General features: G+C 72.1%; 33 protein-coding genes and 1 pseudogene. 2 read left to right on the top strand and 32 right to left on the bottom strand.

Going from position 1 to position 25,890, the window contains the following annotated elements; translation table 11 throughout:
* Positions 1-356: 356 nt before the first annotated feature.
* From WD250_11715 to cofD, 8 genes are all read right to left on the bottom strand, one after another.
* A complete protein-coding gene (locus WD250_11715; GenBank protein ID MEX2620872.1) occupies positions 357-1,325 on the bottom strand; it encodes an alpha/beta hydrolase in 969 nt (322 codons plus the stop codon).
* 158 nt (positions 1,326-1,483) lie between these two features.
* Positions 1,484-2,671 (bottom strand): alanine racemase, encoded by a 1,188-nt coding sequence (gene alr, locus WD250_11710; protein ID MEX2620871.1) that lies wholly within the window; start codon positions 2,669-2,671, stop codon positions 1,484-1,486.
* Between the two features lie 52 nt (positions 2,672-2,723).
* Complete coding sequence (locus tag WD250_11705; GenBank protein ID MEX2620870.1) at positions 2,724-4,265, bottom strand: NAD(P)H-hydrate dehydratase; 1,542 nt, start codon at positions 4,263-4,265, stop codon at positions 2,724-2,726.
* Positions 4,262-4,663, bottom strand: a complete 402-nt coding sequence (locus tag WD250_11700; protein MEX2620869.1) for a holo-ACP synthase — start codon at positions 4,661-4,663, stop codon at positions 4,262-4,264. The genes WD250_11705 and WD250_11700 overlap by 4 nt, the downstream gene beginning before the upstream one ends.
* Before the next feature lie 3 nt (positions 4,664-4,666).
* On the bottom strand, positions 4,667-6,502 hold the full coding sequence (gene glmS, locus WD250_11695) for a glutamine--fructose-6-phosphate transaminase (isomerizing) (GenBank protein MEX2620868.1): 1,836 nt from the start codon (positions 6,500-6,502) through the stop codon (positions 4,667-4,669).
* Between the two features lie 60 nt (positions 6,503-6,562).
* A complete protein-coding gene (locus WD250_11690; protein ID MEX2620867.1) occupies positions 6,563-7,474 on the bottom strand; it encodes a DUF3105 domain-containing protein in 912 nt (303 codons plus the stop codon).
* Positions 7,475-7,592: 118 nt separating this feature from the next.
* Positions 7,593-8,612 carry a coenzyme F420-0:L-glutamate ligase gene (cofE, locus tag WD250_11685; protein MEX2620866.1) on the bottom strand — a complete coding sequence of 340 codons (1,020 nt, stop codon included), beginning with the start codon at positions 8,610-8,612 and terminating at the stop codon, positions 7,593-7,595.
* Positions 8,609-9,550 carry a 2-phospho-L-lactate transferase gene (cofD, locus tag WD250_11680; GenBank protein ID MEX2620865.1) on the bottom strand — a complete coding sequence of 314 codons (942 nt, stop codon included), beginning with the start codon at positions 9,548-9,550 and terminating at the stop codon, positions 8,609-8,611. Before cofD ends, cofE begins: the two co-directional genes overlap by 4 nt.
* Positions 9,551-9,668: 118 nt before the next feature.
* On the opposite strand from cofD, the gene WD250_11675 reads away from it, so the two are divergent.
* Both WD250_11675 and WD250_11670 read left to right on the top strand, forming a co-directional pair.
* The gene (locus WD250_11675) at positions 9,669-11,273 is read left to right on the top strand and encodes an AAA family ATPase (protein MEX2620864.1); all 1,605 of its coding nucleotides are present in this window, start codon (positions 9,669-9,671) and stop codon (positions 11,271-11,273) included.
* A gap of 76 nt (positions 11,274-11,349) precedes the next feature.
* Positions 11,350-11,769 (top strand): DUF4870 domain-containing protein, encoded by a 420-nt coding sequence (locus WD250_11670; GenBank protein ID MEX2620863.1) that lies wholly within the window; start codon positions 11,350-11,352, stop codon positions 11,767-11,769.
* Between the two features lie 81 nt (positions 11,770-11,850).
* Here the strand turns inward: WD250_11670 and glmM are convergent, their stop codons facing one another.
* The 24 genes and pseudogenes from glmM to rpmC all read right to left on the bottom strand — a co-directional run bounded on the left by glmM (position 11,851) and on the right by rpmC (position 25,810).
* A complete protein-coding gene (gene glmM, locus WD250_11665) occupies positions 11,851-13,179 on the bottom strand; it encodes a phosphoglucosamine mutase (GenBank protein MEX2620862.1) in 1,329 nt (442 codons plus the stop codon).
* A 12-nt stretch (positions 13,180-13,191) separates the two neighbouring features.
* Positions 13,192-13,575: a 30S ribosomal protein S9 gene (gene rpsI / locus WD250_11660; GenBank protein ID MEX2620861.1), complete on the bottom strand. Its 384-nt coding sequence runs from the start codon at positions 13,573-13,575 to the stop codon at positions 13,192-13,194.
* A 15-nt stretch (positions 13,576-13,590) separates the two neighbouring features.
* Positions 13,591-14,115, bottom strand: coding sequence for a 50S ribosomal protein L13 (gene rplM, locus WD250_11655; protein ID MEX2620860.1), 525 nt, complete (start codon positions 14,113-14,115; stop codon positions 13,591-13,593).
* A gap of 31 nt (positions 14,116-14,146) precedes the next feature.
* A complete protein-coding gene (gene truA / locus WD250_11650) occupies positions 14,147-14,923 on the bottom strand; it encodes a tRNA pseudouridine(38-40) synthase TruA (protein ID MEX2620859.1) in 777 nt (258 codons plus the stop codon).
* Positions 14,924-15,411: 488 nt separating this feature from the next.
* Positions 15,412-15,762: pseudogene (rplQ, locus tag WD250_11645) on the bottom strand (50S ribosomal protein L17).
* A gap of 9 nt (positions 15,763-15,771) precedes the next feature.
* Positions 15,772-16,731, bottom strand: a complete 960-nt coding sequence (locus tag WD250_11640; protein MEX2620858.1) for a DNA-directed RNA polymerase subunit alpha — start codon at positions 16,729-16,731, stop codon at positions 15,772-15,774.
* A 148-nt stretch (positions 16,732-16,879) separates the two neighbouring features.
* A complete protein-coding gene (rpsD, locus tag WD250_11635) occupies positions 16,880-17,506 on the bottom strand; it encodes a 30S ribosomal protein S4 (protein MEX2620857.1) in 627 nt (208 codons plus the stop codon).
* 54 nt (positions 17,507-17,560) lie between these two features.
* Positions 17,561-17,974: a 30S ribosomal protein S11 gene (rpsK, locus tag WD250_11630; GenBank protein ID MEX2620856.1), complete on the bottom strand. Its 414-nt coding sequence runs from the start codon at positions 17,972-17,974 to the stop codon at positions 17,561-17,563.
* 12 nt (positions 17,975-17,986) lie between these two features.
* On the bottom strand, positions 17,987-18,367 hold the full coding sequence (rpsM, locus tag WD250_11625; GenBank protein ID MEX2620855.1) for a 30S ribosomal protein S13: 381 nt from the start codon (positions 18,365-18,367) through the stop codon (positions 17,987-17,989).
* A 17-nt stretch (positions 18,368-18,384) separates the two neighbouring features.
* A complete protein-coding gene (gene rpmJ / locus WD250_11620; GenBank protein ID MEX2620854.1) occupies positions 18,385-18,498 on the bottom strand; it encodes a 50S ribosomal protein L36 in 114 nt (37 codons plus the stop codon).
* 199 nt (positions 18,499-18,697) lie between these two features.
* Positions 18,698-19,264, bottom strand: a complete 567-nt coding sequence (locus WD250_11615; GenBank protein MEX2620853.1) for an adenylate kinase — start codon at positions 19,262-19,264, stop codon at positions 18,698-18,700.
* A 59-nt stretch (positions 19,265-19,323) separates the two neighbouring features.
* Entirely contained in the window at positions 19,324-20,622 is a 1,299-nt protein-coding gene (gene secY / locus WD250_11610; GenBank protein ID MEX2620852.1) for a preprotein translocase subunit SecY, read from the bottom strand.
* 10 nt (positions 20,623-20,632) lie between these two features.
* On the bottom strand, positions 20,633-21,097 hold the full coding sequence (gene rplO / locus WD250_11605) for a 50S ribosomal protein L15 (protein MEX2620851.1): 465 nt from the start codon (positions 21,095-21,097) through the stop codon (positions 20,633-20,635).
* On the bottom strand, positions 21,094-21,606 hold the full coding sequence (gene rpmD / locus WD250_11600) for a 50S ribosomal protein L30 (protein MEX2620850.1): 513 nt from the start codon (positions 21,604-21,606) through the stop codon (positions 21,094-21,096). The genes rplO and rpmD overlap by 4 nt, the downstream gene beginning before the upstream one ends.
* A 2-nt stretch (positions 21,607-21,608) precedes the next feature.
* Complete coding sequence (gene rpsE, locus WD250_11595; protein ID MEX2620849.1) at positions 21,609-22,199, bottom strand: 30S ribosomal protein S5; 591 nt, start codon at positions 22,197-22,199, stop codon at positions 21,609-21,611.
* A 59-nt stretch (positions 22,200-22,258) separates the two neighbouring features.
* The gene (gene rplR / locus WD250_11590) at positions 22,259-22,621 is read right to left on the bottom strand and encodes a 50S ribosomal protein L18 (GenBank protein ID MEX2620848.1); all 363 of its coding nucleotides are present in this window, start codon (positions 22,619-22,621) and stop codon (positions 22,259-22,261) included.
* Positions 22,622-22,674: 53 nt separating this feature from the next.
* Positions 22,675-23,217, bottom strand: a complete 543-nt coding sequence (rplF, locus tag WD250_11585; GenBank protein ID MEX2620847.1) for a 50S ribosomal protein L6 — start codon at positions 23,215-23,217, stop codon at positions 22,675-22,677.
* 9 nt (positions 23,218-23,226) lie between these two features.
* Entirely contained in the window at positions 23,227-23,625 is a 399-nt protein-coding gene (rpsH, locus tag WD250_11580) for a 30S ribosomal protein S8 (GenBank protein ID MEX2620846.1), read from the bottom strand.
* Between the two features lie 69 nt (positions 23,626-23,694).
* The gene (locus WD250_11575) at positions 23,695-23,880 is read right to left on the bottom strand and encodes a type Z 30S ribosomal protein S14 (GenBank protein MEX2620845.1); all 186 of its coding nucleotides are present in this window, start codon (positions 23,878-23,880) and stop codon (positions 23,695-23,697) included.
* Positions 23,881-23,890: 10 nt separating this feature from the next.
* Positions 23,891-24,478 (bottom strand): 50S ribosomal protein L5, encoded by a 588-nt coding sequence (rplE, locus tag WD250_11570; protein MEX2620844.1) that lies wholly within the window; start codon positions 24,476-24,478, stop codon positions 23,891-23,893.
* Between the two features lie 2 nt (positions 24,479-24,480).
* On the bottom strand, positions 24,481-24,813 hold the full coding sequence (rplX, locus tag WD250_11565) for a 50S ribosomal protein L24 (GenBank protein MEX2620843.1): 333 nt from the start codon (positions 24,811-24,813) through the stop codon (positions 24,481-24,483).
* 2 nt (positions 24,814-24,815) lie between these two features.
* Positions 24,816-25,184 (bottom strand): 50S ribosomal protein L14, encoded by a 369-nt coding sequence (rplN, locus tag WD250_11560; protein ID MEX2620842.1) that lies wholly within the window; start codon positions 25,182-25,184, stop codon positions 24,816-24,818.
* A 120-nt stretch (positions 25,185-25,304) separates the two neighbouring features.
* Entirely contained in the window at positions 25,305-25,592 is a 288-nt protein-coding gene (rpsQ, locus tag WD250_11555) for a 30S ribosomal protein S17 (protein MEX2620841.1), read from the bottom strand.
* Positions 25,589-25,810: a 50S ribosomal protein L29 gene (gene rpmC, locus WD250_11550; protein ID MEX2620840.1), complete on the bottom strand. Its 222-nt coding sequence runs from the start codon at positions 25,808-25,810 to the stop codon at positions 25,589-25,591. The genes rpsQ and rpmC overlap by 4 nt, the downstream gene beginning before the upstream one ends.
* Between the last annotated feature and the right edge of the window lie 80 nt (positions 25,811-25,890).

The following is a 25,890-nucleotide window of genomic DNA, read 5'->3' as shown; positions in this document are numbered from 1 at the left end:
CCCGCCGCCGCCCCGACGAACCCCCTGACCCGCCACCCCGGCCCCCCGCCGGGGGGCCTTGCCATGTCCGCACCGGGGGAAGTCCACAGCGGGGCGCGCCCGGGAGGCGGGACACCCCGCGGGTCACCGGCACCTTCCATGAGGCGGGACGAGGTCCACGCACCCGACCTCGTCGCGGACGTCGCCAGCGTCCGGGCCCCTCGTTCCGGAGTGATGTCCGGGAGGCTCGCGCCCACGTGCTGGGCGCTGGTCAACACCGTGCCCGGGCGCCGCGACGGCGCCCGGGGTCCGCAGGTCGCGGTGGCTCGCCGCCACGGCTACCGGGGGCCTGCACACCCCCAGCGGGTCGGCATCGGTCACACCGGTTGGTGGCCCAGCAGCTGGCGGGCGAACGTGCGCAGGTGCACGGTCACGGTCTCATGGGCTTCCAGTGGTGCCATGTGACCGACGCCGGGCAGCTCGACCAGGCGGGCATCGGGCAGCAGGTCCGCCAGTGCCCGGGCGGACGACAGCGGCGTCAGACGGTCACGGTCACCGGCGATCACCAGGGCGGGCACCGCGATCTGCCGCGCGGCGGCAGTCAGGTCGAGCGACGTGAACGTCGGCAGGAGCGCCGCGCGCACCGGCGCGGGGCAGGCCAGTGACATCCCCTCGGTGAAGGCGACGTGCGCCGGCGTGGCCTGCGGGGACAACGTCAGCGCCCGGATCCCCAGATACGTGAGGTCGGTCGGCGTGGCACCCAGCCGTCCCCGCAGGCCCACCACGAGGGGGGCGACCGCCGTCGCCAGCGACTGCAATCCGGTCATGCCCGCGCCGAGGATGCCCGCGACGATGTCCGATCCCGAGGTGCCGACGAGCGCCAGGCCGGCGATCCTGGTCCCGAGAAGCTCCCCGTGGTTGTCCGCCAGTGCCAGGGCGCTCATCCCCCCGAGCGAGTGTCCGGCCACGACGACCCGCTCGCCCGCCGGCACGCAGGCCTCCAGGACGGCGGCGAGGTCCCCGGCCAGCGCATCCATCGTGTAGTCCCCGCCGACCGCCTCGTCGCTCGCGCCGTGCCCGCGCTGGTCGTAGCTGACAACCCGGAACTCACCCGCGAGGTCGCGGCGCTGGTAGTGCCAGGTGCCCTGGTCGTTGGTGTAGCCGTGGACGAGCACGATCGTCGGGGCATCGTCCGGGCCGAGGATCTCGACGTGCAGGCCCGTGCCGTCGGAGGCGAGCACGCGACGCGGCCGCCCCTGGACCGGTTGCGCGAGGTCGGCGGTCTCGGGGTCGCTGCCGTTGCGCAGCCCCCGGGCGGCGAACCGCTCGCCGAACCAGCCGAGCACCGCCCCGCCGGTCGTCGCCCCGGCGATGAGTCCGCGTCGGAGCCAGCGCCGGCGCGCAGGGCTGAGATGTCGATCGCCCGCGCCTGCGAGTGCGATGCTCCGCTGTGCCGGGTGTGGCGGTCTGGCAGCGACCGCCTTGCGGATGCTGGTCCCGACACTCATGTGGCGCCGCCGAGGTGGACCCGCGGCACGCGGGCCCCGACGGTGCACACGATCTCGTAGTTGATCGTGTCGAGCAGCTCGGCCCAGTCCTCGGCGGTGATCCGCTCGCTGCCCTGAGCGCCGATCAGGCACACCTCGTCCCCGGGGGCGCCCCCGCCGTCGGATCCCAGATCGACCAACACCTGGTCCATGGTGACGGTCCCGACCAGGGACCGCAGCCGACCCCCGACCAGCACCTGCGCCCGGTTGGTCAGCGCCCGGGTGACGCCGTCGGCGTACCCGACCGGCACTGTCGCCACGACGGTGTCTCGGTCGGGCGCCCACCGCAGCCCGTAGCTGACCGGTTCGCCGGCGGCCACGCGCTTGACCAGGGACAGCTGCGAGTACCACGCCAGCGCCCGGCGCAGGGGCGTGGCGCCGGCCAACCCCGGGGCGGGCTCCAAGCCGTAGACCGACAGCCCCGGTCGCACCATGTCGTAGTGGTCCGCGGGCAGGTGCAGCGTGCCCGCCGAGTTGCACAGGTGCACCAGGTCGGGGCGGATACCCAGGGAGGTCGCCAGGTCCAGGCCGCGGCGGAACGCCGCCGACTGCCGCGCGATGAACGGGTGGTCGGGCTCGTCGGCCACCGCGAAATGGCTCCAAAGACCCGACAGGTGCAACCCGGCGGCGTCGCGGACCCGGCGCAGCGCATCCGCCCAGTCGGCTTCCGGCACGCCCACGCGGTGCATCCCCGTGTCGAGCTTCACGTGGACGTCGGCGCGCATCCCCCGCTCGCGCGCGGCAGCGTCGAGGGCCTCGGTGAAGGCCGGCGTGTACACGGCGGAGACCAGACCCGCGTCGAGCAGCGCGCCGGCGGCAGCCGGTGGCGGTTCGGCCAGGACCAGGGTCGGGGCATCGATGCCGGCGTCGCGCAGCTCGCGCCCCTCCTCGACGAGCGCCACCGCCAGCCAGTCCGCACCACCGGCGAGGGCCGCTCGGGCCGCCGGGACCGCGCCGTGACCGTAGCCATCGGCCTTGACGACCGCGGCCAGTCGCGGGGCAGCGGCCTGGGCCTTGAGCGCGGCGACGTTGGCGCTGATGGCGTCGAGGTCCACCTCGACCCAGGTGGGCCGCAAGCCCGGCGGCGCTGCCCGCGCCGACCGCACCGCGGCGGCCCGGCCGTGCTCCAGACGGGTCGGGGTCACCGCGCGGCTCCCACCGCACGCAGCGCCCAGCCCTGTTCCAGACGGGTCGAGGTCACCGCGCGGCTCTCACGGCGCGCAGGGCCGCGGGCACGGCGCCCACGACGTCCATGGCGGTCACCGACCGGGCGGCGCCGCCGGCGGCGATCTCGCCGGCGAGGCCGTGGAGGTAGACGCCCGCAGCCACAGCTCCGGGGTCGGGGCACTGCGCGACCAGCGCGGCGATCATGCCCGCGAGCACGTCGCCGGTGCCCCCCGTGGCGAGCATCACGCCGCCCGTGGGGTTCACGACCACCCGACCGTCGGGCCCGCCGGTCACCGTGCCCGGACCCTTCGCCACGACCACGGCCTCCCACGCGGCGGCCTTCTCCGGCACGAGCGTCGCGCGGCGGACCCAGGCGCCGTCGTCGGACGTGCCGCTGCCGGTGGCCTGCCCCGTGCGGACCAGCCGGGCGAACTCCCCGGCGTGCGGAGTCAGGACCAGCAGCGGGCTGGCGTGGTCGGCCAGCGCATCCCCGTCGCCGTCGAAGGCGTTGAGGCCGTCGGCATCGAGCACGAGCGGCACCGCGGCCTCGGCGACGATGCGGCGGATCAAGGCGACCGTGGGGCCGGCACGGCCGAGCCCGGGCCCGACCACCAGCGCGTCGGCACCTTCGAGCGTGCCCGCGAGGCGTTCGAACGCCGCGTCGGGGTCCCCGTCGGGCAGGGGCACGGTCAGCGCCTCGGGCACGGTCGGACCGACGACCGACGCCACGCTCGACGCCACCGTCACGAGCCCGGCGCCGGCCGCCATCGCCCCGCGTGCCACCAGGGTGGCGGCACCGGTCATCCCCGGCGACCCGGCGAGCACGACGACGACACCCCGGGACCGTTTGTGGGCGTTGGGGTCCAACGCCGGCAGCAGCCGCGGCAGGTCGGCGGGCTCCAGCACGGTGGCGGCGGGCTCGTCGTCGGGGTCGACGATGCCGAGGTCGCCCAGCACCAGCCGCCCGCAGTGCCCACGGGCCGGCCAGAGGTGCAAGCCCCGCTTGTGCGCCCCCAGCGTGACGGTCAGGTCGGCGCGCACGGCCTCGCCGGGCACGTCGCCGGTGTCGGCGTCGACACCGGTCGGCAGGTCGCAGGCGACGACGGCCAGCGCGGCGAACCGTGCGGTGCGGTTCAGCTCCTGCACCGCGGAGCGGTAGGGCTCCCGGGGCTCGCCGGCGGTGCCCGTCCCCAGCATGCAGTCGACCCCGACCTCGGCGGCGGCCAGCACGTCGCCGACGCTGCTGGCCAGGCGCCCCCCCGCCGCCCGGTAGCGGTGCAGCTGGGCGGTCGCGTCGCCCGACAGCTCGTCGTCGCCGGCGACCAGGCACACGGTCGGGGCCGCCCCCTGGTCGAGGAGCCGGCGTCCGGCGGCGAGCCCGTCCCCCCCGTTGTTGCCGCGTCCGCACAGGATCGCGACGCGCAGCCCGTAACCGCGCCCGCCGGCGTCGAGGACGCCCCGGGCAAGGTGCCCGGCTGCCCGCTCCATCAGCATCGTGGCGGTCACACCCCGTGCGACGGCGCGCTGGTCCATGGCCCTGACATCCCCCGGGGTGAACAGCGCGACGCTCACGGCCGGCCCCCGGTGCCCGGCCCCTCGGCCACCGCGTGCGCGAGCGCGAGGTCCCCCGAGGTGGTCAGCGACAGATGCACCCGATCCACACCGATGCGCTCGGCGCGGGCGGCCGCGCCCTGGTGGAGCACCACCTCGGGCTTGCCGAGCCGGTCGGGGCACACCTCGATGTCACGGAACGCAAACCCCCGGACCCCGGTGCCCAGGGCCTTGGCGACGGCCTCCTTGGCGGCGAAGCGCGCGGCCAGCCCACCGACCTTGAGATCCCCGCACCGTGACGTGCAGGTGGCCCGCTCGGACTCGGTGAACAGCCGGGCGGCGAGGGTCGGGGTCCGCGCCAGGGCGGCCCGCATCCTGGCGATCTCCAGCGCGTCGACGCCGACCCCGATCACGGGCACGGGCTACTCGACGGTGACGGTCTTGGCGAGGTTGCGCGGCTGGTCGACATCACGGTCGAGCGCCACCGCGATGTGGTAGCCCAGGAGCTGCAGCGGCACGACGGTCAGCACCGGGTAGAGCAGCTCGTGCACCTCGGGCACATACACCACGTGGTGGGCATGGGCCTTGATCTCGGTGTCCCCCTCGGTCGCGATCGCGAGCACCACGGCGCCGCGGGCCTTGACCTCGGCGATGTTGGACACGATCTTCGACCGCACGTGCCCGCGGGTGGCCAGGGCGACCACGGGCCCGCCCTTGTCGATCAGCGCGATCGGGCCGTGCTTCATCTCGCCCGCCGCGAAGCCCTCGGCGTGCACGTAGCTGATCTCCTTGAGCTTGAGGGCGCCCTCCATGGCGATCGGCAGCCCGACGTGGCGGCCGATGAACATGACGTAGCCGGCGCCGGCGAACTCCTCGGCCAGCTCGGCGATGGCCGGCTCGCACTCGAGGACCTGCTCGATCAGCCCGGGCAGCGCCGCCATGCGCTCGAGCTGGTCGCGGCACTCGTCGGGGAACAGGGACCGCCGCGCCTGCGCGAGATACAGCGCGAGGACGTCGAGTGCGACGATCTGCGCGACGAAGGTCTTGGTCGCCGCGACGGCGATCTCCGGGCCGGCACGGGTGTAGACCACCGCGTCGGCCTCCCGCGCCAGGGAGCTGCCGACGACGTTGGTGATGCCGACCACCTTGGCGCGCTGGTCGCGCGCGTGGCGGGCGGCGGCCAGCGTGTCGTGGGTCTCACCGGACTGGCTGATCGCCACCACGAGGGTGGTGGGCGTGAGGATCGGGTCGCGGTAGCGGAACTCGCTGGCGATCTCGATCTCCACGGGGATGCCCGCCCAGTGCTCGATCGCGTACTTGCCGACCATGCCCGCGTAGGCGCTCGTCCCGCTCGCGATGATCGCGACCTTGTCGAACCTGCGGAAGTCGTCGGGGTGGGTGCGCAGCTCGTCGATGGCGATCCGGCCCTCGGCGTCGGTGCGGCCGAGCAGCGTCTCGCGCACCGCCCTGGGCTGCTCGTGGATCTCCTTCAGCATGAAGTGGGGGTAGCCCTGCTTCTCGGCGGCGCCGACGTCCCAGTCCACGGTCTGCCGGTGCCCCTCCGCCGGGTTGCCCTCGAGATCGGTGATGGTGATCGCCCCGGGTTGCAGCACCGCGACCTGATCGTCGTACAGCGCCTCCACGTCGCGGGTGTGGGCGATCAACCCGGTGACGTCGCTGGACAGCAGGCTCGCCCCGTCCGCGCGGCCGACGATCAGCGGCGCCTCGCGGCGGGAGGCCACGATCGTGTCGGGCTGGCGGCGGTCGACGACCGCGATCGCGAAGGCGCCCTCGATGCGCTGCAGCGTCGCAAGGACCGCGGCCACCAGGTCGTCGGTGTACAGCGACGCGATCAGATGGGCGAGCACCTCGGTGTCGGTGTCCGAGGCGAACTCGCTGCCGTCCTCGATCAGCTCTGCGCGCAGCTGCGACCAGTTCTCGATGATGCCGTTGTGCACCACGGCGATGTCGCCGGCCATGTCGAGGTGGGGATGGGCGTTGCGGTCGCTCGGCTCCCCGTGCGTCGCCCAGCGGGTGTGGCCGACTCCCGTGGTGCCGCCCAGGTCCTGGCCGTCGAGCGCCTGCCCGAGCTCGGCCATCTTGCCGGCGCGCTTGACCACCCGCAGCGCCGGCTGCGCACCGGTCGTGACGACCGCGACCCCAGCCGAGTCGTAGCCCCGGTACTCCAGGGTGGTCAGTCCCTTGACGAGGACCGGCAGGGCCTGGTCGGGGCCGGTGTAGCCGACGATGCCGCACATGGTTGCCTCATCCTAGTAGACAGTCGGCGCCGGCCGGGCTCGACCCCGGCGCGAAAGGGGCTATGACCCGCTGGCGTCCTCGCCCTCCGCCTCCTCGTCGTCGTCCCCCATCTCGACCTCGGTCTCGGCGTCCGGGTCCGCCTCCTCGTCGTCGTCGACCGGGGACTGGTCGATCCGCGGGCCGCCCTGGGCGCCGCCCTCCGCCAACGGCGGGAAGACCGCCGGGTCGGTCGCCGGGTCGACCTCGCCGGGCTGACCACCGAGGTGCGGACCGGCGAAGGTCTCGGGCGCACGCTGGTTGTCCATGTGCTCGGTGACGAATCCCAGCGCGACGCCCTCGTCGAACTCCTGGCACAGCTGCCGGCGCTCCCAGGCGGCGAAGGCGAAGTTCGCCTCGTCGTCCATAGGCTGGTTGTACGGCGCGACGATGATCTCGGCGTCCCCGTCGTCGATGCGCTCCTGCGCGAACGCCTTGAGCGCCTCGACCTGGTCGGGGTCGGCGTCCTCGTCGTACCACATGACCACGTAGCCGTGCTCCTGGTTGTGGACCAGCAGGCGCTCGTCCACGTACTCGTCGTAGACCCCGGTGACCACCACCTGGCCAATGTGCTGACCGGAGGTCGCCGGGAGGTGGTCGTAGATCGCCTCGGGCGGGTTCGCGGCCAGCTGGGCCTGCTCGAAGTGGCCGGCGCCGAGCGGCGGCATCTCCTCGACGGGCGTGCAGCCGAGCTCATCCAGGTTCTCCTGTCCCGCCTGGATGATCTCGCGCTCCTCGGCTCGCTCGGCCAGGTTCTGCTGCACGAAGTATCCGGCGGCCCCGACGATCAGCACCCCGACCACGGCGAACACCGCCAGGCGGCGGCGCTTCGCGCTCGCGGCGGCGGCGCGCTCCGCTTCCAGGCGCTGGGCCCGTCGGGCCTTCTGACGCTCCCGCTTGCTGAGGTTGGCCTCGGGGGACTGCTCGTCGGGCACGGTCGCTCTCTCTCGTGTGGTCGGCTCGTTGTGGTCGGGACGGACGGCGCCGGCGGGCCGCACTCGGGGGGCCGCACTCCAGGGCCGGTGGGCCCGCGGGGAAACGCGTGCGGCCAGTCTAACGATCGCGGTCGAAGGCGGGTTCCTCCGGTGGACCGGCGACGACGACCACCGCGGCGTCCTCGCCCGCCCGGGGCGGGCGGCGCGCGGCGGCGTACCCCAGGTCGACCAGGGCGGCCATGGCTGCGCCCGCCCCCGCACCGGCGTCCACCGCCGCACCGGCCACCGCCAGCTCGCGGTCGGTGGTCACCACCGCGATGCCCGGTCCGCCCACCCGCCGGGCGACCGCGGCGGCGCGCCGCAGGTCGGCCTGGGCCACCGGACCAGCCCCCGGCGTCTGCGTGGCGAGCGCATCGGCGACACCGCCCCGGCCGCGGGGGAAGAGGTCGTCGGCGTGCGTCCGGCACAGCAGGCCCGCCCCCGCGTCCTCGTCCGGCCGGTACGGGTACCCGCGCACGAGCACGACCGGGATCCCGTCGGCCTTGCGGCGCACGAGGTCGGCGGCCGCGGCCAGCTCGTCGGCGACCGCCGTGCTCGTCATGGCCAGCGCCGCGCCCTCGCGGTCCGCGGTCCCGCGCTCGTCGTGCAGCGGCGCCAGGCCCGCCGTACCGATCGCCACGTCGGTCAGGCCGGTCCGCCAGGGGCGTCCGAACGTGTCGGTGACGACGACCGCGACGTCGGCGGTGGGCCGCAGGCCGGCGCGCAGAGCCCGCGCGCTGGCATCGGGATCGGCCGGCAGCAGCAGGAAGGCACCGCCCGGCACGTTGGAGCCGTCGATGCCGGCGTTGGCGCACACGAACCCGTGGCGGGTCTGCACGACCAGGGCCTGGGGGGCGTCGACGACGAGGCGCACGGCCTGCTCGCGCGCAAGGCGCCGCCGGGCCGCGCCACGGTCCTCGCCCGGCTCGGGCCAGGCCAGCGCCCCCTCCGCCTTGCTCACGATCTTCTGCGCCACCACGACGACGTCGCCGTCCACCAGGTCGGCGCAAGCGGTGATCAGGGCCGCGAGGTCGTCGCCGGCCCGCACCTCGGGCATGCCGGGGACCGGCAGGATGGACAGCGGCGCGCCACGGGTCACGATCGGCCCCCGCCGACGGCCAGGTCCAGCGCCACGCGCGCGAGGGCGGCGGCCACCGCGGGGCTGCGCATGATCGTGTCGGTCACCGCCACCGCCAGGCCCGCCGCGCGCAGGTCGGCGGCCGCGGCGGCGTCCGCCTGGTCGATCACCCACCCGTCGAGGAGGTCGGCGTACAGGCTCGCCACCCCCGCAGCGGAGGTCTCCGCCCCGACGGCGGGCAGCAGCCGGTCGGCCATGCCCCGCACGACCCGCCCGCCGACGATGGGCGACACGCCGACCACCGTGGCCGCGCGCAGCGCATCGCGGATGCCGGGAACCGCCAGGATGGTGCCGATCGACACGACCGGGTTGGAGGGGCAGAGCAGCACCACCTCGGACCGGCCGATCGCCTCCAGCACGCCCGGGGCCGGCCGGGCGTCCTCGGCGCCGTGGAGGGCCACCTCGGACACCGCCGGGTCCGCGCCCTCGGCGATCCACCACCGCTGGAAGTGCAGGTCACGGCCGTCACGGGTCAGGATGCGGGTCTGGACGGGGTCGTCGGTCATGGGCAGGAGCCGGGGGCCCACCGCCCACGCCGCGGCGATCACCGCCGTCGCCTCGCTGAGGGTGCCCCCGCCGCCCAGGATCTCCGTGCGCACCAGGTGGGTCGCGAGGTCCCGGTCGCCGAGCGTGAACCAGTCGGGGCGCCCGTAGCGGTCCCGCAGCTCGCGGGCGACCCCCAGGGTCTCGTCGGCGCGTCCCCATCCCTGCTCCGGGTCCACGCCGCCGCCCAGGGTGTAGGTGACCGTGTCCAGGTCGGGGCTCACCCGCAGCCCGTGGAGCTCGATGTCGTCGCCGGTGTTGACCACCACGGTGAGGTCCGCCGGGTCGACCACCTGCACCAGCCCGGTGAGGAACCGCGCCGCGCCGATGCCTCCTGCAAGGGCGACGACAGCCATCCTCGGCATGCTAGCGGCCGACCCCGGTGACCCACGGAAAAGATGCTGCTGTTGCGCAACGTGCTGAGGCGGTAGCGTTGTCGCGTACCGATACGGACCGAGCGCACACGTTGGAGCCATGAACTTCTTCCTCGAGATCATCACCCGCGTCGAGTTCATCGGCGCTGTCGTCCTGATCGTCGGCGGCACGATCGCCGCCCTGGTCGTCCAGCAGCGCCGCGACCGCAACCGGCGCGCCGAGGGGGCACCGGCGGCACCGCCCGCGCCGTTGCAGGCCGTCCCGGCGCCCACCCGCGGCCCCGACGAGGACTCGTTCAACGCGGCCGTGACCATCGCCGACCGGCCCACCGTGACCTTCGCCGACGTCGCCGGGCTCGGGGACGCCATCACCGAGCTGCTGGAGATCAGCGAGTACCTGGCCGACCCCGAGCGCTTCCGCCGTCTCGGCGCGGAGCTGCCCAAGGGCATCCTGCTGCACGGCCAGCCCGGCTGCGGCAAGACCCTGCTGGCCAAGGCGCTGGCCGGCGAGACGGGCGTGCCGTTCTTCTCCGTCTCGGCGTCCAGCTTCGTCGAGAAGTACGTGGGCGTCGGGGCCGCCCGCATCCGCAAGCTCTTCGAGGACGCCAAGCAGGCCGCCCCGTCGATCATCTTCATCGACGAGCTCGACGCCCTCGGCAGCCGCAGCGACGCCGAGGCCTCGGGCGAGCGGGAGTTCGACCACTGCCTGAACCAGCTGCTCGTGGAGATGGACGGTTTCGCCGGCACCGCGGGGATCCTGGTGGTCGGCGCGACGAACCGCCCGGAGCTGGTCGACCCCGCCCTCCTGCGACCGGGCCGGTTCAACCGCAGCGTCCACATCGACCGCCTCGACCGGGACGGACGGGAGCAGGCCCTGCGCATGCACGCGGCCAAGCGCAAGGTCTCCCGCAACGTCGACTGGGCGGAGGTCGCCAACGCCACGGCCGGTCTGTCCGCCGCGGACCTCGCGAACCTCGTCAACGAGGCGTCGCTGCTGGCCGCACGCCGGCACCGCCCGCTGGTGGCAGCCGACGATGTGGACGAGGCGATCACCCGCGTGCACTCCGGCCTGCGCCGGCCCCGGGTGCTGACCGCCGAGGAGAAGGAGCTCGTCGCGGTGCACGAGGCGGGTCACGCCACCCTCTCCCTGCTGCTGCGGGGCACCGAGCCCCCGGCCCGGGTCTCGATCGTCAGCCGCAGCGGGGTCATGGGCAAGTCGATCTGGGCGGCTCCCGAGGAGAACGAGATCCAGACCAAGCGCCAGCTGCTCGGCCAGCTCATCCTGCTCCTGGGCGGGCGAGCCGCCGAGCTGAACGCGTTCGGGGAGCCGAGCAACCGCGCCGAGGACGATCTGGAGCACGCCGCGACCGTGGCGCGGCGCATGGTCGAGCGCTGGGCGATGACCGGCCGCTTCGAGCTGGCCGGCGGCCGCAAGGACGACAAGGCGGCGCGTCAGTTCGAGGGCAGCGCCGGCGGTCAGGAGGTCCGCCAGCTGCTGGCCCAGGCCGAGAAGGCCGCCCGGGTGATCCTGGACGACCATGCCGACCAGCTGCGCCGCATCGCCAAGGCGCTGCTGCGCCACGAGACGCTGACCGCCGCGGAGCTGGCCGACCTGGGGGCCGGACGCACGCTCACCGATGGACAGGCGGCCCGCACGCTCGCCGCTCAGCCCACCCGCCGGCCGCCGCTGCGCCTGCCCGGCTAGCACCCACGGTGCGCCCCGGCGGGCGCCCGGCCGCTAGCATGAGCGTCGCGATGAACCTCACCCGTGCGGCCACCCGATGAGCGCGGTCCCCCCGCCGCCGCAGCCGCCCCCACCCGCGGCCGGACCGCCGGGTTCGCGGCCCGCCGACTCCCGCAACTGGGCGATGGCCGCCCACCTGTCGGCGTTCGTCGTCCTGCTCGGCGTGCCCCTGCCGTTCCTCGGGCCGCTGGTCATCTGGCTGGTGCGCCGCGACACCGACCCCTACGCCGCCATCCACGCCCGCGAGGCGCTGAACTTCCAGCTCACCATGGTCATCGTCTTCACGGTGGGCACGATCGTCACCTTCGTCACGGCGTTCATCCTGGTGGGGCTCCTGCTGATACCGGTGCTCATCGCCGCCGCGGTGGCGTGGTTCGTGCTCGTGATCCTGGCCGCGATCAAGGCCGCCAACGGTGAGCACTACCGCTACCCGTTCACCATCCGCTTCGTCACCTAGCCTTCCCAAGGGTGGTCGCTGCGCGACCGTCACACCCGGCACAGCAGAGCATCGCCCTCGCAGGCTCGGGCGATGCCCGCGTCAGCGCAGCTCGTCCGCGGCGACGGCCGCGAGGCGTTCGGCGATCGCGGCGGCCCGCGCCTGGGTGTCGGCTTCGACCATGACCCGCACGAGCGGCTCCGTGCCCGAGGCGCGGACCAGCACACGACCGGTCCCGGCCAGCTCGGCCTCCTCCTTGGCGACGGCCTCCCAGAGCGGCTCCGCACCCGCCAGGCGCGTGCGATCGACGCCCCGCACGTTGACCAGGACCTGGGGCAGCCGCCGCATGATGGCGGCCAGCTCGGCGACCGGCCGGCCCGACGTCGTCATCGCCGAGAGCAGCCGCACGGCCGTCAGGATCCCGTCACCCGTGGTCGAGTGGTCGGCGAGGATCACGTGGCCGGACTGCTCCCCCCCGAGGGGGTAGCCGTGCGCGCGCATCTCCTCCAGCACGTACCGGTCGCCCACCCGGGTCGTCACCACCGCGATGCCGAGGTCGTCCATGGCATGGTGGAACCCCAGGTTGGTCATCACCGTGGTCACGACGGTGTCGAGCCGGCCGGCGGCGTGCATCTGCTGGGCCAGCACCGCGAGGATCGCGTCGCCGTCGACGACCGCGCCGGTGTGGTCCGCGGCGATCAGCCGGTCGGCGTCGCCGTCGTAGGCCAGGCCGACGTCGGCCCCGTGCTCCACGACCGCCCGGGCCACCGTCTCCGGGTAGGTCGACCCGCACCCGTCGTTGATGTTCGTGCCGTCGGGGGTGTTGTGGATCGCCGTGACCTCGGCGCCCAGGCGACGCAGCACCGTCGGGGCGATCGCGGACGCGGCCCCGTCGGCGCAGTCCATCACCACCCGCAGCCCCCCCAGGTCGGCGCCCGCGGCCACGAGCCGGTCGGCGTAGGCGTCCACGGCGCCCGGCTCCGGCGTCACGCGCCCGATCTCGGCGCCCGTCGGACGGTCCTCGGCCGTGGTCTGGAGCAGCTCCTCGACCCGGTACTCCTCCGCGTCGGTGAGCTTGTAGCCGTCGGCGCCGAAGAACTTGATCCCGTTGTCACCCACCGGGTTGTGGCTCGCCGAGATCATCGCGCCGCTGTCGGCACCCAGCGCCACGGTGAGGTTCGCCACGCCCGGGGTCGGCAGCACGCCGAGGGGGATGACATCCCCCCCGGCCGAGCAGGTCCCCGCCACGAGCGCGGCCTCGAGCATCTCACCGGACACGCGCGGATCCCGGCCCACCGCGATGCGCGGCCGCGCGACGCCCTCCTCGCGCAGGGTGCGCACGACCGCCCGGCCGAGGCCGACGGCCAGCTCCGGCGTCAGCTCCGTGTTGGCGACACCACGAATGCCATCGGTGCCGAACAGCTGCCCCATGGTGACCCGCTGCTACCGCTTGCTGTACTGCGGAGCCTTGCGGGCCTTCTTGAGGCCGTACTTCTTGCGCTCCACCTTGCGGGGGTCACGCTTGAGCAGGCCCGCCTCCTTCAGGGGGCCGCGCCACTCCGGGTCCTCGGCCTCCAGCGCGCGGGCGATGCCGTGGCGCAGGGCGCCCGCCTGGCCGGACGTCCCGCCGCCGTTGATGCGGGCGATCACGTCGTATCGTCCCACCGACTCGGTGACCTCGAAGGGCTTGCGCACCTCACCTTGCAGCGACTCGGTGGGGAAGTAGTCCTCGAGCGGCCGCTTGTTCAGCTCGAAGCGGCCGGTGCCGCTCACGAGGCGGACGCGGGCGACGGAGGTCTTGCGGCGTCCGGTGAAGATCGTTGACATCGGGTGTCCTTGGTCCTACAGCGGGAACGGCTCGGGCTTTTGGGCAGCGTGCGGATGGTCGGGCCCGGCGTACACCTTGAGCTTGTGGATCTGGGCCCGGCCGATGGTGTTGCGGGGCAGCATGCCCTTGACGGCGCGCTCGACCAGCTCTTCGGGCCGGTCGGCGAGGAGCCGCGCGAATGGCACCGACTTCAGCGAGCCCGGGTACCCCGAGTGGCGGTGCGCGAGGCTCTGCGTGCCCTTGTTGCCCGTCAGCTTGACCGCACCGGCGTTGACCACGACCACGAAGTCGCCGCCGTCGACGTGGGGCGCGAACGTCGGCTTGTGCTTGCCGCGCAGCACCGTGGCGACACGCGAGGCGAGACGGCCGAGGACCATGTCCCGGGCGTCGATCACGTACCAGCGGTGGTCGATGTCGGACGGTCGAGGTGAGAACGTGCGCATGGGGTTCATCCGGTCTCGGCGGGGGGCCGCCAGGTCGGGTGTTGCGAACAGGCCGGCGGCGGCAGGACAGAAGAAGGCGGTCGGAGGACCGCACAAGCGGCCAGGGTATGCACCCCGGGCGCCCAGGTCAACCGGCGGGGCGGGAATACGCGACGCCCACGAGGGTCAACCCGTGCGGCGGGGCCACCCGTCCGATCGCCTGCCGGTCCTTGCCGGCCAGCACCTGCGCGACCCATGCAGGGGGGTGCAGGCCCTGCCCCACGGGCACCAGGCAGCCCGTGACCGAACGGACCATCTGGTGGCAGAACGCCCGGCCGTCCACAGCGAGTGTCACGAGGCCGGCACGCCGGCGCCGCACCTCCAGCCGGGTGATGCGCCGGACGAGGTGCTGGTCACCGGCGCGGCGGCAGAAAGCGCTGAAGTCGTGCTCGCCCACGAGGTGGCGCCCGCCGGCCTCCATGGCGGCGACATCCAGCGTGGGCGTGCCGAGGTGCCAGGTGTCCTGGCGCCACAGCGGGTCCATCGCCGCGGCGTCGCAGATCCGGTACCGGTAGCGCCGCCCGGTCGCGGAGAAGCGGGCGTTGAACGTGTCCGGCACGCGGCGCACCCGCCAGACGGTCAGGTCCCGGCCGCAGAGCGCGTCGAGGCCACGGCGTGCCCGCGCCAGGTCGACGAGCAGGCGTGCGCCGGCGGGGACGTCGCAGTGCACCGTCTGTGCCGTGGCGTGGACGCCGGCATCGGTCCGGCCCGCGCCCGTGGTCGTGACGTCGCTGTCGAGGAGCCGCCCGAGGGCGCCCTCGAGGACGCCCTGGACGGTGCGTTGACCGGGCTGGCGGGCGAACCCGCGGAATCCCGACCCGTCGTAGGCCAGGTCGATGCGGAGCCGGACCGTCGCCGAGCCCACCCGCCGCTCGGCTACGTCACCGGTTCCAATTGGGGCGTGGCCGCCACGGCGACAACAGTCGACCTCGCCGGTCAGGGTCGGTCGTCCTCGTTCTCGCCACCGTCGGACTCGTCGGCGGTCGGCGTCGACGGCGTGTCGTCAGGGAGCGCCTCAAGATCCGGGTCGTCCGCACCGTCGGCTGCCTCCGCAGCGCTGTCCTCGGCTGCCAGGCGCGCCTCCACCTCGGCGGGGTCAGCTTGGGGCGCCTCCGTGTCGTCCCCGTCGGTGGCGGCGGGCTCGGGTTCCGGCTCCGGCTCCGGCTGGGGCTCCGGTTCCGGTTCCGGCTGCTCGTAGGCCTCGGCGCCCTCCTCGCCCCGGTCGAAGCTCGCGGCTTCGTCCTCGCCGCGCTCCCGGGCGGTGGCCGAGAGGCTGCCACCGCGGCGGCGGCGCAGGCTCCAGCGACGGCGCGGCGCCTCCTCCAGCGACCCTTCGCCGCCGACGGCCACACCCTCGACGAGCTCGATCAGCGCCATGGGTGCCGCGTCCCCCTTGCGGGGGCCGAGCTTCAGCACGCGGGTGTACCCGCCGTTGCGGTCGGCGAACGCGGGACCGACGTCGGCGAACAGCTTGTGCACGACGTCCTTGTCCCGCACCACGCGCAGCACCTGGCGGCGGGCATGGAGGTCTCCGCGCTTGGCGAACGTGACCATGCGCTCGGCGACCGGCTGCGTCGTCTTGGCCTTGGCCAGCGTCGTGCGTATCCGCCCATGGCGGAAGAGCTCGGTCGTGAGGTTCGACACGATGTGGTGGTGATGGGCCGGCGATCCCCCGAAACGAGGGGCCTTCTTCGGTTGCGGCATCGTTTGCTCCTACTGCGCGTAGCCGCCGTAGTCGGCGAGGGACAGCCCCAGCTCGGCGAGCTTCTGCTTCACTTCCTCGATCGACTTCTGGCCGAAGTTGCGGATGTCGAGCAGGTCCTGCTCGGTCTTCTGCACCAGCTCGCCGACGGTCGCCACGCCCTCGCGCTTCAGGCAGTTGTACGAGCGCACCGAGAAGTCCATCTCCTCGATCGGCAGGAGCAGGTCTGGTGAGCTCGGCAGGGCCGCCGCCGTGTCCGGCCCGATCGACAGCCCGCCGGGTCCCGACTCCTCGAAGTCGGCGAAGAGGGCGAGCAGGTCCTTCAGGGTCGCGCCGGCGCTCGACAGCGCCTCCCCGGGGGTCACCGAGCCGTCGGTCTCCACGTCGAGGATGAGCCGGTCGTAGTTGGTCATCTGCTCGACGCGGGTCGCCTCGACGCGGTAGGTCACCCGACGCACCGGCGAGTAGATCGAGTCGATCGGGATGACCCCGATGGCCTGGTCGGGTCGCTTGTTGCGTTCGGCGGACTCGTAGCCCCGGCCGCGCTCCACCGTGAGGTACATCTCCACGCGGCCCTTGCGGTTCAGGGTGGCGATGTGCAGGTCACGGTTCAGGATCTCGACGTCGGCGGGGGCGGTGATGAAGTCGGCGGTGATCTCACCGGGGCCCTCACCACCGAGGAAGATCTCGACGGGCTGGTCGCTCTCGCTGCGCAGCACGAGGTCCTTGAGGTTCAAGATGACGTCGGTGACGTCCTCCTTGACCCCCTCGATCGAGCTGAACTCGTGGAGCACACCCTCGATCCGCACGCTCGTGATCGCCGCGCCGGGGATGGACGACAGCAGCGTTCGCCGCAGGCTGTTGCCGAGGGTGTACCCGAACCCGGGCTCCAGCGGCTCGATGCTGAAGGCCGAGCGCAGACCTTCGGTGAGGACCTCTTCGGTGATGGTGGGACGCTGAACGATCAGCACTTGATGTTTTCGCCTCCTACGTGGAGCGGTGTGGGCGGAGCGGTCGGTATGGAGGCCGGCGGGCCGTCGGCGGGCGGAGGACCTTGGAGGGCGGGCGGGTGAGCGGTCCGGAGCCCGCCAACGGCCCGCCGGCCCTCGAAGAACCGCGCTACTTGGAGTACAGCTCCACGATGAGCTGCTCCTGGACCGGCACGTCGATCTGCGTGCGCGCCGGCAGGTCGAGCACGCTGATCTGCAGCTTGTTCTGGTCGGTGGACAACCACGACGGGATGGTGCGCGTGCCGATGATCTCCAGCGACCCGATGATGGGCACCATGTTGCGGGCGCGTTCCCGGACGGTGAGCACGTCGCCCACCCGGGCCCGGTAGGACGGGATGTTGACGGTGCGCCCGTTGACCTGGAAATGGCGGTGCCGCACCATCTGGCGGGCCTCGTCACGCGACCGGGCGAGCCCGCCGCGGTAGACGACGTTGTCCAGTCGCAGCTCGAGCAGGCGCAGGAGGTTCTCGCCGGTCAGGCCCGACCGCCGGGACGCCTCCTGGTAGTAGTTGCGGAACTGGCGCTCGAGCACCCCGTAGATGCGGCGGGCCTTCTGCTTCTCGCGCAGCTGGAGGAGGTACTCGCTCTCGCGGATGCGCCCACGGCCGTGCTCGCCGGGCGGGTAGGGGCGCTTCTCGATCGCGCACTTGGGCCCCTCGCAGCGGGTGCCCTTGAGGTAGAGCTTCTGGCGCTCGCGGCGGCAGAGCTTGCAGTCGGGTCCGGTGTACCGAGCCATGTGTGTGGTGCTCCCTCTCCTTGACCGTCCCTCGCGATGCGAGGTGACGCCGTGCTAGACCCGGCGGCGCTTCGGCGGACGGCAGCCGTTGTGGGGGATGGCGGTGACGTCCTTGATGGCGGCCACCTCGAGGCCGTTGGCCTGCAGCGAGCGGATGGCGGTCTCGCGACCCGAGCCCGGTCCCCGCACGTACACGTCGACCTTGCGGACGCCGAACTCCGCGGCGCGCTTGGCGGCCTGCTCCGCGGCCAGCTGCGCCGCGAACGGCGTGGACTTCTTGCTGCCCTTGAACCCGGCGTTGCCCGACGAGGCCCATGCCAGCACGTTGCCCTGCTGGTCGGCGATCGTGATGATCGTGTTGTTGAACGAGCTCTTGATGTACGCCACGCCGTGCGCGACCTGGCGGCGTTCCTTCTTGCGCGTGCGAGCCTTGCCCTTGGCCCCCGCCTGCTTCCTCTGCTGTGCCATGTCAGGGGTTCCTTACTTCTTCAGTTTCTTCTTCAGGCCACCGACGGTGCGCTTCGGGCCCTTGCGGGTCCGGGCGTTGGTGTGGGTGCGCTGGCCCCGGACCGGCAGCCCGCGGCGGTGCCGGATGCCCTGGTAGGAACCGATCTCCACCTTGCGCTTGATGTTCTGGGCGATCTCTCGCCGCAGGTCACCCTCGATCTTGAAGCTGGAGTCGATGTGGTCGCGCAGCGTGCGGATGTCGTCCTCGGTCAGGTCCCGGACCCGCACCGACGGGTCGATCCCGGCCGCGACGACCGCTTCGCGGGCGCGGGTGCGTCCCACGCCGAAGATGTAGGTCAGGCCCACCTCCACGCGCTTCTCGCGTGGGAGGTCGACGCCGGCGATACGTGCCATGTCTCGCTGTCCTCTCGCTACCCCTGGCGCTGCTTGTGGCGCGGGTTGCTGCAGATCACCATCACGCGACCGTGCCGTCGGATGACGCGGCACTTCTCGCAGATCCTCTTCACGGAGGGCTGAACCTTCACGTCATCCTCGCGATCGTGATGTGGTGGGTGGGCGGATGGATGTGGCGGGCGGACAGCCGCCTACCTGGCCCCCGGCCGGAGTGATTCGGGCCGTCAGGTGGGCAGTGGTCAGTGAGGCAGGCCAGTGAGGCAGCACAGAAGGGACCCCGCTGGCGAGGCCGACCACGCAGCCTACCAGGCTCGGCGGATGCGCGCACGGTCACAGGGAGCGCAGCACCGCCAGCGCGCGCGTGGTCACCTCGTCCACCGACCCGACCGCGTCGACGTCGTGCAGCCGGCCCTCCTGCCGGTAGTAGTTCTCCAGCGGCGCGGTCTGCGTGCGGTACACGTGCAGCCGGTTGGCGATGACCGACTCCGTGTCGTCTGCCCGTCCCTCGACCTCGGCCCGGTGGGCCAGGCGCGTGAACAGCTCGTCCTCGGGCACCTCGAACGCCAGCACCGCGGCCAGCGGCGTGCCGCGCTCGGCCAGCACCCGCTCGAGCTCCTCGGCCTGGGGTACCGTCCGCGGGTAGCCGTCGAGCAGGAAGCCGTCCCCGCAGTCGTCACGTTCGAGCCGTTCGGCGACCATGCGGTTCACCACCGCGTCCGGCACGAGGTCGCCGCGGTCCATGTAGGTCCTGGCCTCCAGCCCGAGCTCGGTCTGCCCCTTCACGTTGGCACGGAAGATGTCGCCCGTGGCGATGTGGGGGATGCCGAACTCGGTCGCGAGGCGCACGGCCTGGGTGCCCTTGCCGGCACCGGGAGGACCGAGGAGGACGATACGCACGGCCAGCTCCTTCTCGTGGGGTCTCGGGGGAGGGTCCTGCTGGAGGCACGCAGCGGCGGTCACGTCTTGAGGAAGCCCTCGTAGTGCCGCTGGAGCAGCTGGCTCTCCAGCTGCTTCATGGTCTCAAGCCCCACGCCGACGACGATCAGGAGCACCGCCCCGCCGAACGGGAAGGGCACCCCGGCGGCGTTCAGGACGATGAACGGGATGATCGCCAGGATCCCGAGGTACAGGGAGCCGACGCTGGTGATGCGGGTGAGGACCTTGTCGAGGTACTCCGCCGTCGGGCGACCGGGGCGGATCCCGGGGATGAAGCCGCCGTACTTCTTCATGTTGTCGGCGACGTCGATCGGGTTGAAGGTGATCGCCGTGTAGAAGAAGGCGAAGAAGACCGTGAACACGAAGTAGGTGGCGATGAACACCGGGTGGTCGCCCGACACGAAGTAGACGTTCACGAAGTTCACGAAGCTCGGGTTCTGGACGATCGAGGACGCCAGCGCCGGCAGGTACAACAGCGACGACGCGAAGATGATCGGGATCACGCCCGACTGGTTCACCTTCAGCGGGATGTAGGTCGAGGTGCCGCCGTACGTGCGCCGGCCGACCTGTCGCTTGGCGTACTGCACGGGGATGCGACGCTGGCCCTGCTCGACGAACACCACCCCGACGATGAGCAGCAGCCCCACGAGCATGCTGACGGTGAAGAACACCGGCCCGGCTTCCACCAGGATCGCGCGCCCCTGCCCCGGGAGCTCGGCGATGATCGCCGCGAAGATGATCAGCGACATGCCGTTGCCGATGCCCCGCTGGGTGATCAGCTCGCCGAGCCACATGATGAACGCGGTGCCGGCCGTGAGCGTCAGGACCATCAGCATCGTGAGGCCGACGCTCGAGTTCGGGATCAGGCCCTGGACGGGCACCGGTCCGAAGAGCTGCTGCGGGTTGGTCTGGATGAGGACGACGAGCCCGGTGGACTGCATGATCGCCAGGAGCACCGTGAGATAGCGGGTCCACTGGGTGATCTTCTTGGTCCCGGTCTCCCCCTCCTTCTTCCACTCCTCGATCTTGGGGATCACGACGGTGAGCAGCTGCATGATGATGCTCGCGGTGATGTACGGCATGATGCCGAGCGCGAAGACGGCCAGCTGCGTCAGCGCGCCACCGGAGAAGAGGTTCAGCAGTGCGGTGATCCCGCCCTGCTCGCGCGCCGCTTCCGCAGCGGCCTGCAGCACGCCGTAGTCCACGCCCGGGATCGGCACGAACGAGCCGAGCCGGTAGACGGCGATGATCGCGAGGGTGAAGAGGATCTTGCCCCGCAGGTCGGGGATCTTGAAGGCATTGGCGAACGCGCGCAGCATGGCCGGCTCCCTACTCTGCGCGGACGGGCCGGCGTGGGAGGACGCTGGCGGACCCGCCGCTCTGGCTGATCTTGTCGCGCGCAGAGGCGGAGAAGGCGTGTGCCGTCACCGCCAGCGCTTTGGTCAGCTCCCCGCCCCCGAGCACCTTCACCGGCGCGGAGCCCCGCCGGATGAGCCCCTTGGCGCGCAGCGCCTCGGGGGTGACCTCGTCACCGGCGGCGAACGCGTCCTCCAAGCTGCCGCAGTTGACGGCGGCGTACTCGACGCGGTTGCGGGACGTGAACCCCGGCAGCTTCGGCAGGCGGCGCTGCAGCGGCATCTGCCCACCCTCGAATCCGGCGGGCACGGTCCCATGGGCGCCCGAGCCCTTCGTGCCGCGGCCGGCGGTCTTGCCCTTGCCCGCGGCGATTCCACGACCCTTGCGGGTCTTGGCCCGATGGGCCCCGGGCGGCGGCTTCAGATGGTGGATCTTCATGCTGGCTCCTCGTCGGCGGGTTCGCCGAGCGGCTGCGGCGCGGCGGTCGCGCCCTCATCCTCGTCATCGTCATCGATTGTGCCCTTGCCGCCCTTCGGGACGTCGGGTGCCTCCGCGGAGGTCAGCGAGGCGGGGTTCTGCACGAGGTCGCCCGCGCTGGCGCTGCCGGGCACCGCCAGCGCCTCCTCCTCGGCATCACGGAGATCGGTCGCGTCGGTGTCCTCAACCGATCCGCCGGCCGGCGGGTTCCCCTCCCCCTTCGGCTCCTGCCCGGGCTCCACCCCGAGCGCCACGTCGTCGCCGGCGTAGCGCACCTCGACGAGGTGGGCGACCTTGGACACCATGCCCCGGATCTCCGGGCGGTCGGGCTGGACGACGGTCTGGCGCATGCGCCGCAGACCCAACGACCGCAACGTCTGCCGCTGGCGGTCCTTCGAGCCGATGATGCTGCGGATCTGGGTGATCTCCAGGCTCGCGCCGTCACCCGTCGTCGCGGTGTCGCGTGCCATGGTCAGGTGCCTGCCGTCATGTTGTCGTACATCTTCTTGGGCATCAGCTCGGCGAGGTCGAGGTCGCGCAACCGGGCCACGTCGTCCGGCCGGTGCAGCGACTGCAGAGCCGCGACCGTGGCATGGACCACGTTGATGGCGTTGGCCGTCCCGAGCGACTTGGCGAGGACGTCCCGGATTCCGGCGCACTCCAGGACAGCGCGCACCGGGCCCCCGGCGATGACGCCGGTCCCCGGCGCCGCCGGCTTCAGGACGACTTTGCCGGCCGAAGCCTGGCCGAGCACCGGATGGACGATCGTGTTCTGGATCATGGGGACGGTGAAGAAGTTCTTCTTCGCCTCCTCCACACCCTTCTGGATCGCTGCCGGCACCTCCTTCGCCTTGCCGTAGCCCACGCCGACGGTCCCGTTGGCGTCACCGACCACGACGAGTGCCGTGAACGAGAAGCGACGGCCGCCCTTGACGACCTTCGCGACACGGTTGATCGCGACGACCTTCTCCTCGTAGGGACTGCGCTCCTCCTCGCGGCCGCGTCCGCCGCCGCGGCCGCGTCCACCGCCCCGGGGGGCGCCTCCTCCTCCTGGTCCTGCCATGGTGTTCCTCGACTCTCTGAGTGTCGTTCTCTGTGTCGTTCGCGGGCGGACGATCGGGGTTAGAGCTCGAGGCCACCCTCTCGGGCACCTTCGGCGAGCGCACGAACACGGCCGTGGTAGCGGTTGCCGCCCCGGTCGAAGACCACGCGCTCGATGCCGGCCTCCCGAGCCCGCTCGGCCACCAGCTTGCCGACGGACTTCGCCACACCCACCTTGCCGTCCTCGTCGGCGCCGGGCAGCGACGTGTCCAGGCTCGACGCCGCGGCCAACGTGTGGCCGGCACCGTCGTCGATGACCTGGGCGTAGATGCGGGTGTTGGACCGGTAGACGGCCAACCGCGGGCGCTCGTTGGTGCCGCGCACGCGCTTGCGCACCCGGGTGTGGCGCCTCTCCCGAGCCGCGCGCTTCTTCTTGGGGTCCATCTGCTGTGCCTCCTGCGACGAGATACGGGGTCGCGACCGGGCCGGACGACCGTCTAGGTTCCGGCGGCCTTGCCGGACTTGCGGCGGACCTGCTCGCCGGCGTAGCGGATGCCTTTGCCCTTGTAGGGCTCTGGCTTCCTGATCGCCCGGATGTTGGCGGCGACCTGGCCCACCTGCTGCTTGTCTGCTCCCGCGACCGTGATGGTGGTGGGCGTGGGGACGCCCAGACTGATGCCCTCCGGTGCGTCCACCTCGACCGGGTGGCTGTAGCCCACCTGGACCGTGATGCCGTCGGCGCCTCGTGCCGTGGCACGGTAGCCGACGCCGACGATCTCCAGACCACGCTCGTAGCCGTCGGTCACCCCGGTGACCATGTTCGCGATCAGGGACCGGTAGAGACCGTGCATGGCCCGGTGCTCACGGACGTCGGACGACCGCGTCACGACGATCTGCTCGTCCTCCACCGCCACGGTGATGGCGGGGTCGATCACTTGTGTCAGCGTCCCCCGGGGACCGGACACGCTGATGGTGGTGCCCTCGAGGCGTGCGGTCACCCCCGAGGGGACGGGCACAGGTTCCTTACCGATGCGGCTCATTGCGTGCTCCTACCAGACATAGGCCAGGACCTCACCGCCGACGCCCTGCCGACGAGCGTCGCGGTCGGTCATGAGCCCCGAGGAGGTCGAAAGGATCGCGATGCCGAGCCCGCCGAGGACGCGGGGGATCTCGTCCTTCTTCGCGTACACCCGGAGGCCGGGCTTGGACACTCGCCGGATCCCCGACAGCGACCGCTCGCGGTCCCGCGAGTACTTCAGCGCCAGCCGCAGCGTCGCTTGCGGCTTCGTCGGTTCGACGAGATAGTCGCGGATGTACCCCTCCTGCTTCAGGATGTCGGCGATCGCGGCCTTCAAGGTCGAGGAGGGCATGCCGATCTCCTCGCTGTAGGCGACGTTGGCGTTGCGGATGCGGGTCAGCATGTCGGCGACGGGGTCGGTCATGGTCATGGGATTCAGTGCTCCTTGCGGGGTTACCGACTGCGCGCCGGCACTTCCCGTGTTCGTGCGGGGTGTGCCCTACCAGGAGGCCTTGCGGATACCCGGCAGCTCGCCCGCATGGGCCAGCTCCCGGAAGCACACGCGGCACAGCATGAACTTGCGGTACACCGCACGCGGACGCCCGCACCGGTTGCAGCGCGTGTACCCACGCACGGCGAACTTGGGCTTGCGGCGTGCCTTGGCGATCATCGACTTCTTGGCCATGGGTTTCTCCTTAGCTCCCGGCGGGGGTGCGACCCGCGAACGGGAACCCGTAGGCGTCCAGGAAGGCCCGCCCCTGCTGGTCGTTCTCCGCGGTCAGGACGAACGTGATGTCCATCCCCCTGACCTTGTCGATGTCGTCGTAGTCGATCTCGGGGAAGATGAGCTGCTCGGTCACGCCGAAGGTGTAGTTGCCCCGACCGTCGAAGCTGTTGGCGGGCAGGCCGCGGAAGTCCCGGATGCGCGGCAGCGCGACCGAGAGCAGCCGATCGAAGAAGTCCCACATCCGGTCACCCCGCAGGGTCGCCTTCACCCCGATCGGCATGCCTTCACGCAGCTTGAAGCCCGCGACCGACTTGCGCGCGCGGTTGACCCGGGGGCGTTGCCCCGTGATGGTCGTGAGGTCACGCACCACGGCATCGATCACCTTGGCGTCGGCCACGGCCTCCCCGGCACCGACGTTGACGACGATCTTCTCCAGTCGCGGCACCTGCATGACGTTGTCGAGCTCCAGCTCGGTCTGCAGGCGTGCACGGATCTCGTCCTGATAGCGCTGCTTCAGCCGCGGGACGTAGCGGGTGGCGTTGTCAGTGGTGGTCATGTCTAGAACTCCGACTCGCACTTGCGGCAGTACCGGGTGCGCGCCCCGTCCACCACGCGGGTGCCCACCCGGGTGGGCGCACCGCAGGAGGGGCACACGGGCATGACGTTGGACAGCGGGATCGGCGCCTCCTCGTGGGAGATACCGCCCTCCTGCGCACCGCGCCCGCCGGTGCGGAGCTGGGTGTGCTTGGTCGCCCGGTTGACGCCCTCGACCAGGACGCGGTCCTGCTTCGGGTAGACGCGGATCACGCGGCCCTCCTTCGGCCGTTCGCTGGTGCCTCGGTCCTTGCCGGCGATCACCCGGACGGTGTCGTTCTTCTTCACCCTGTTCATGGCTACAGCACCTCGGGAGCGAGCGAGACGATCTTCATGAAGCGCTTGTCCCGCAGCTCTCGCCCGACGGGGCCGAAGATGCGGGTACCGCGTGGGTTGCGCTGGTCGTTGATGAGCACACAGGCGTTGTCGTCGAAGCGGATGTAGGTGCCGTCCGGTCGGCGGCGCTCCTTGCGAGCACGCACCACGACCGCCTTCACCACCTCGCCCTTCTTCACGTTGGACGCGGGGATCGCGTTCTTGACCGTGCCGACGATCACGTCGCCGACACCGGCGTAGCGCCGGCCGGACCCGCCGAGCACCCGGATGCACAGCACTTCACGCGCACCGGTGTTGTCCGCTACGCGCAACCTGCTCTCTTGCTGGATCATCGCTGGTTCTCTTTCTGGCTTCTTGACGAGGTGAGCCGACGGGCCTCCGTGGTTCCGGCTCTCGGGTAAGGCCTTCTAGTTCGCCTCCACCACGGAGGCCCGTCGGCTCGGTCCCCTGGACTACTTGGCGCGCTCGAGCACGTCCAGGACGCGCCAGCGCTTGGTCTTTGACAGCGGCCGGGTCTCGACGATCCGGACCCGGTCGCCCACCCGCACGTCGTTGGTCTCGTCGTGGGCATGCAGGCGTGTCGACTTGGTGACCGTCTTGCCGTACAGCGGGTGGGTGGTGCGTCGGTCGATCCGCACGACGATAGTCTTGTCCATCTTGTCGCTCACGACCAAGCCCTGCCGCACCTTGCGGTCTTTGCGGTCGTCCTGGTCGTTGCGGTCCTGTGCGAGCGCGCTCATCGCTCCACCTCCACCTTCGTCGGCCCGGCGGCGAGCTCGCGCTCGCGCTGGACGGTGAACACCCGGGCGATGTCCTGCTTGACCAGCCGCAGGCGCCGGAAGTTGTCCAGCTGGCCCGTCGCCATGCGAAAGCGCAGGTTGAACAGCTCTTCCTTGTGCTCCGCCAGCTTCTCGACCAGCTCCGCGTCGCTCAGCTCGCGCAGTTCGGATGCATCCATGCCTACTCCCCTTCCCGCGTGACGAACCGGCACTTGACCGGCAGCTTGTGGGCCGCGAGGCGCAGGGCCGCGCGGGCCAC

The sequence above is a fragment of the Egibacteraceae bacterium genome (assembly GCA_040905805.1).
Taxonomy (GTDB): Bacteria; Actinomycetota; Nitriliruptoria; order Euzebyales; family Egibacteraceae; genus DATLGH01.
This window is presented reverse-complemented; position numbering and strand designations above follow the sequence as displayed.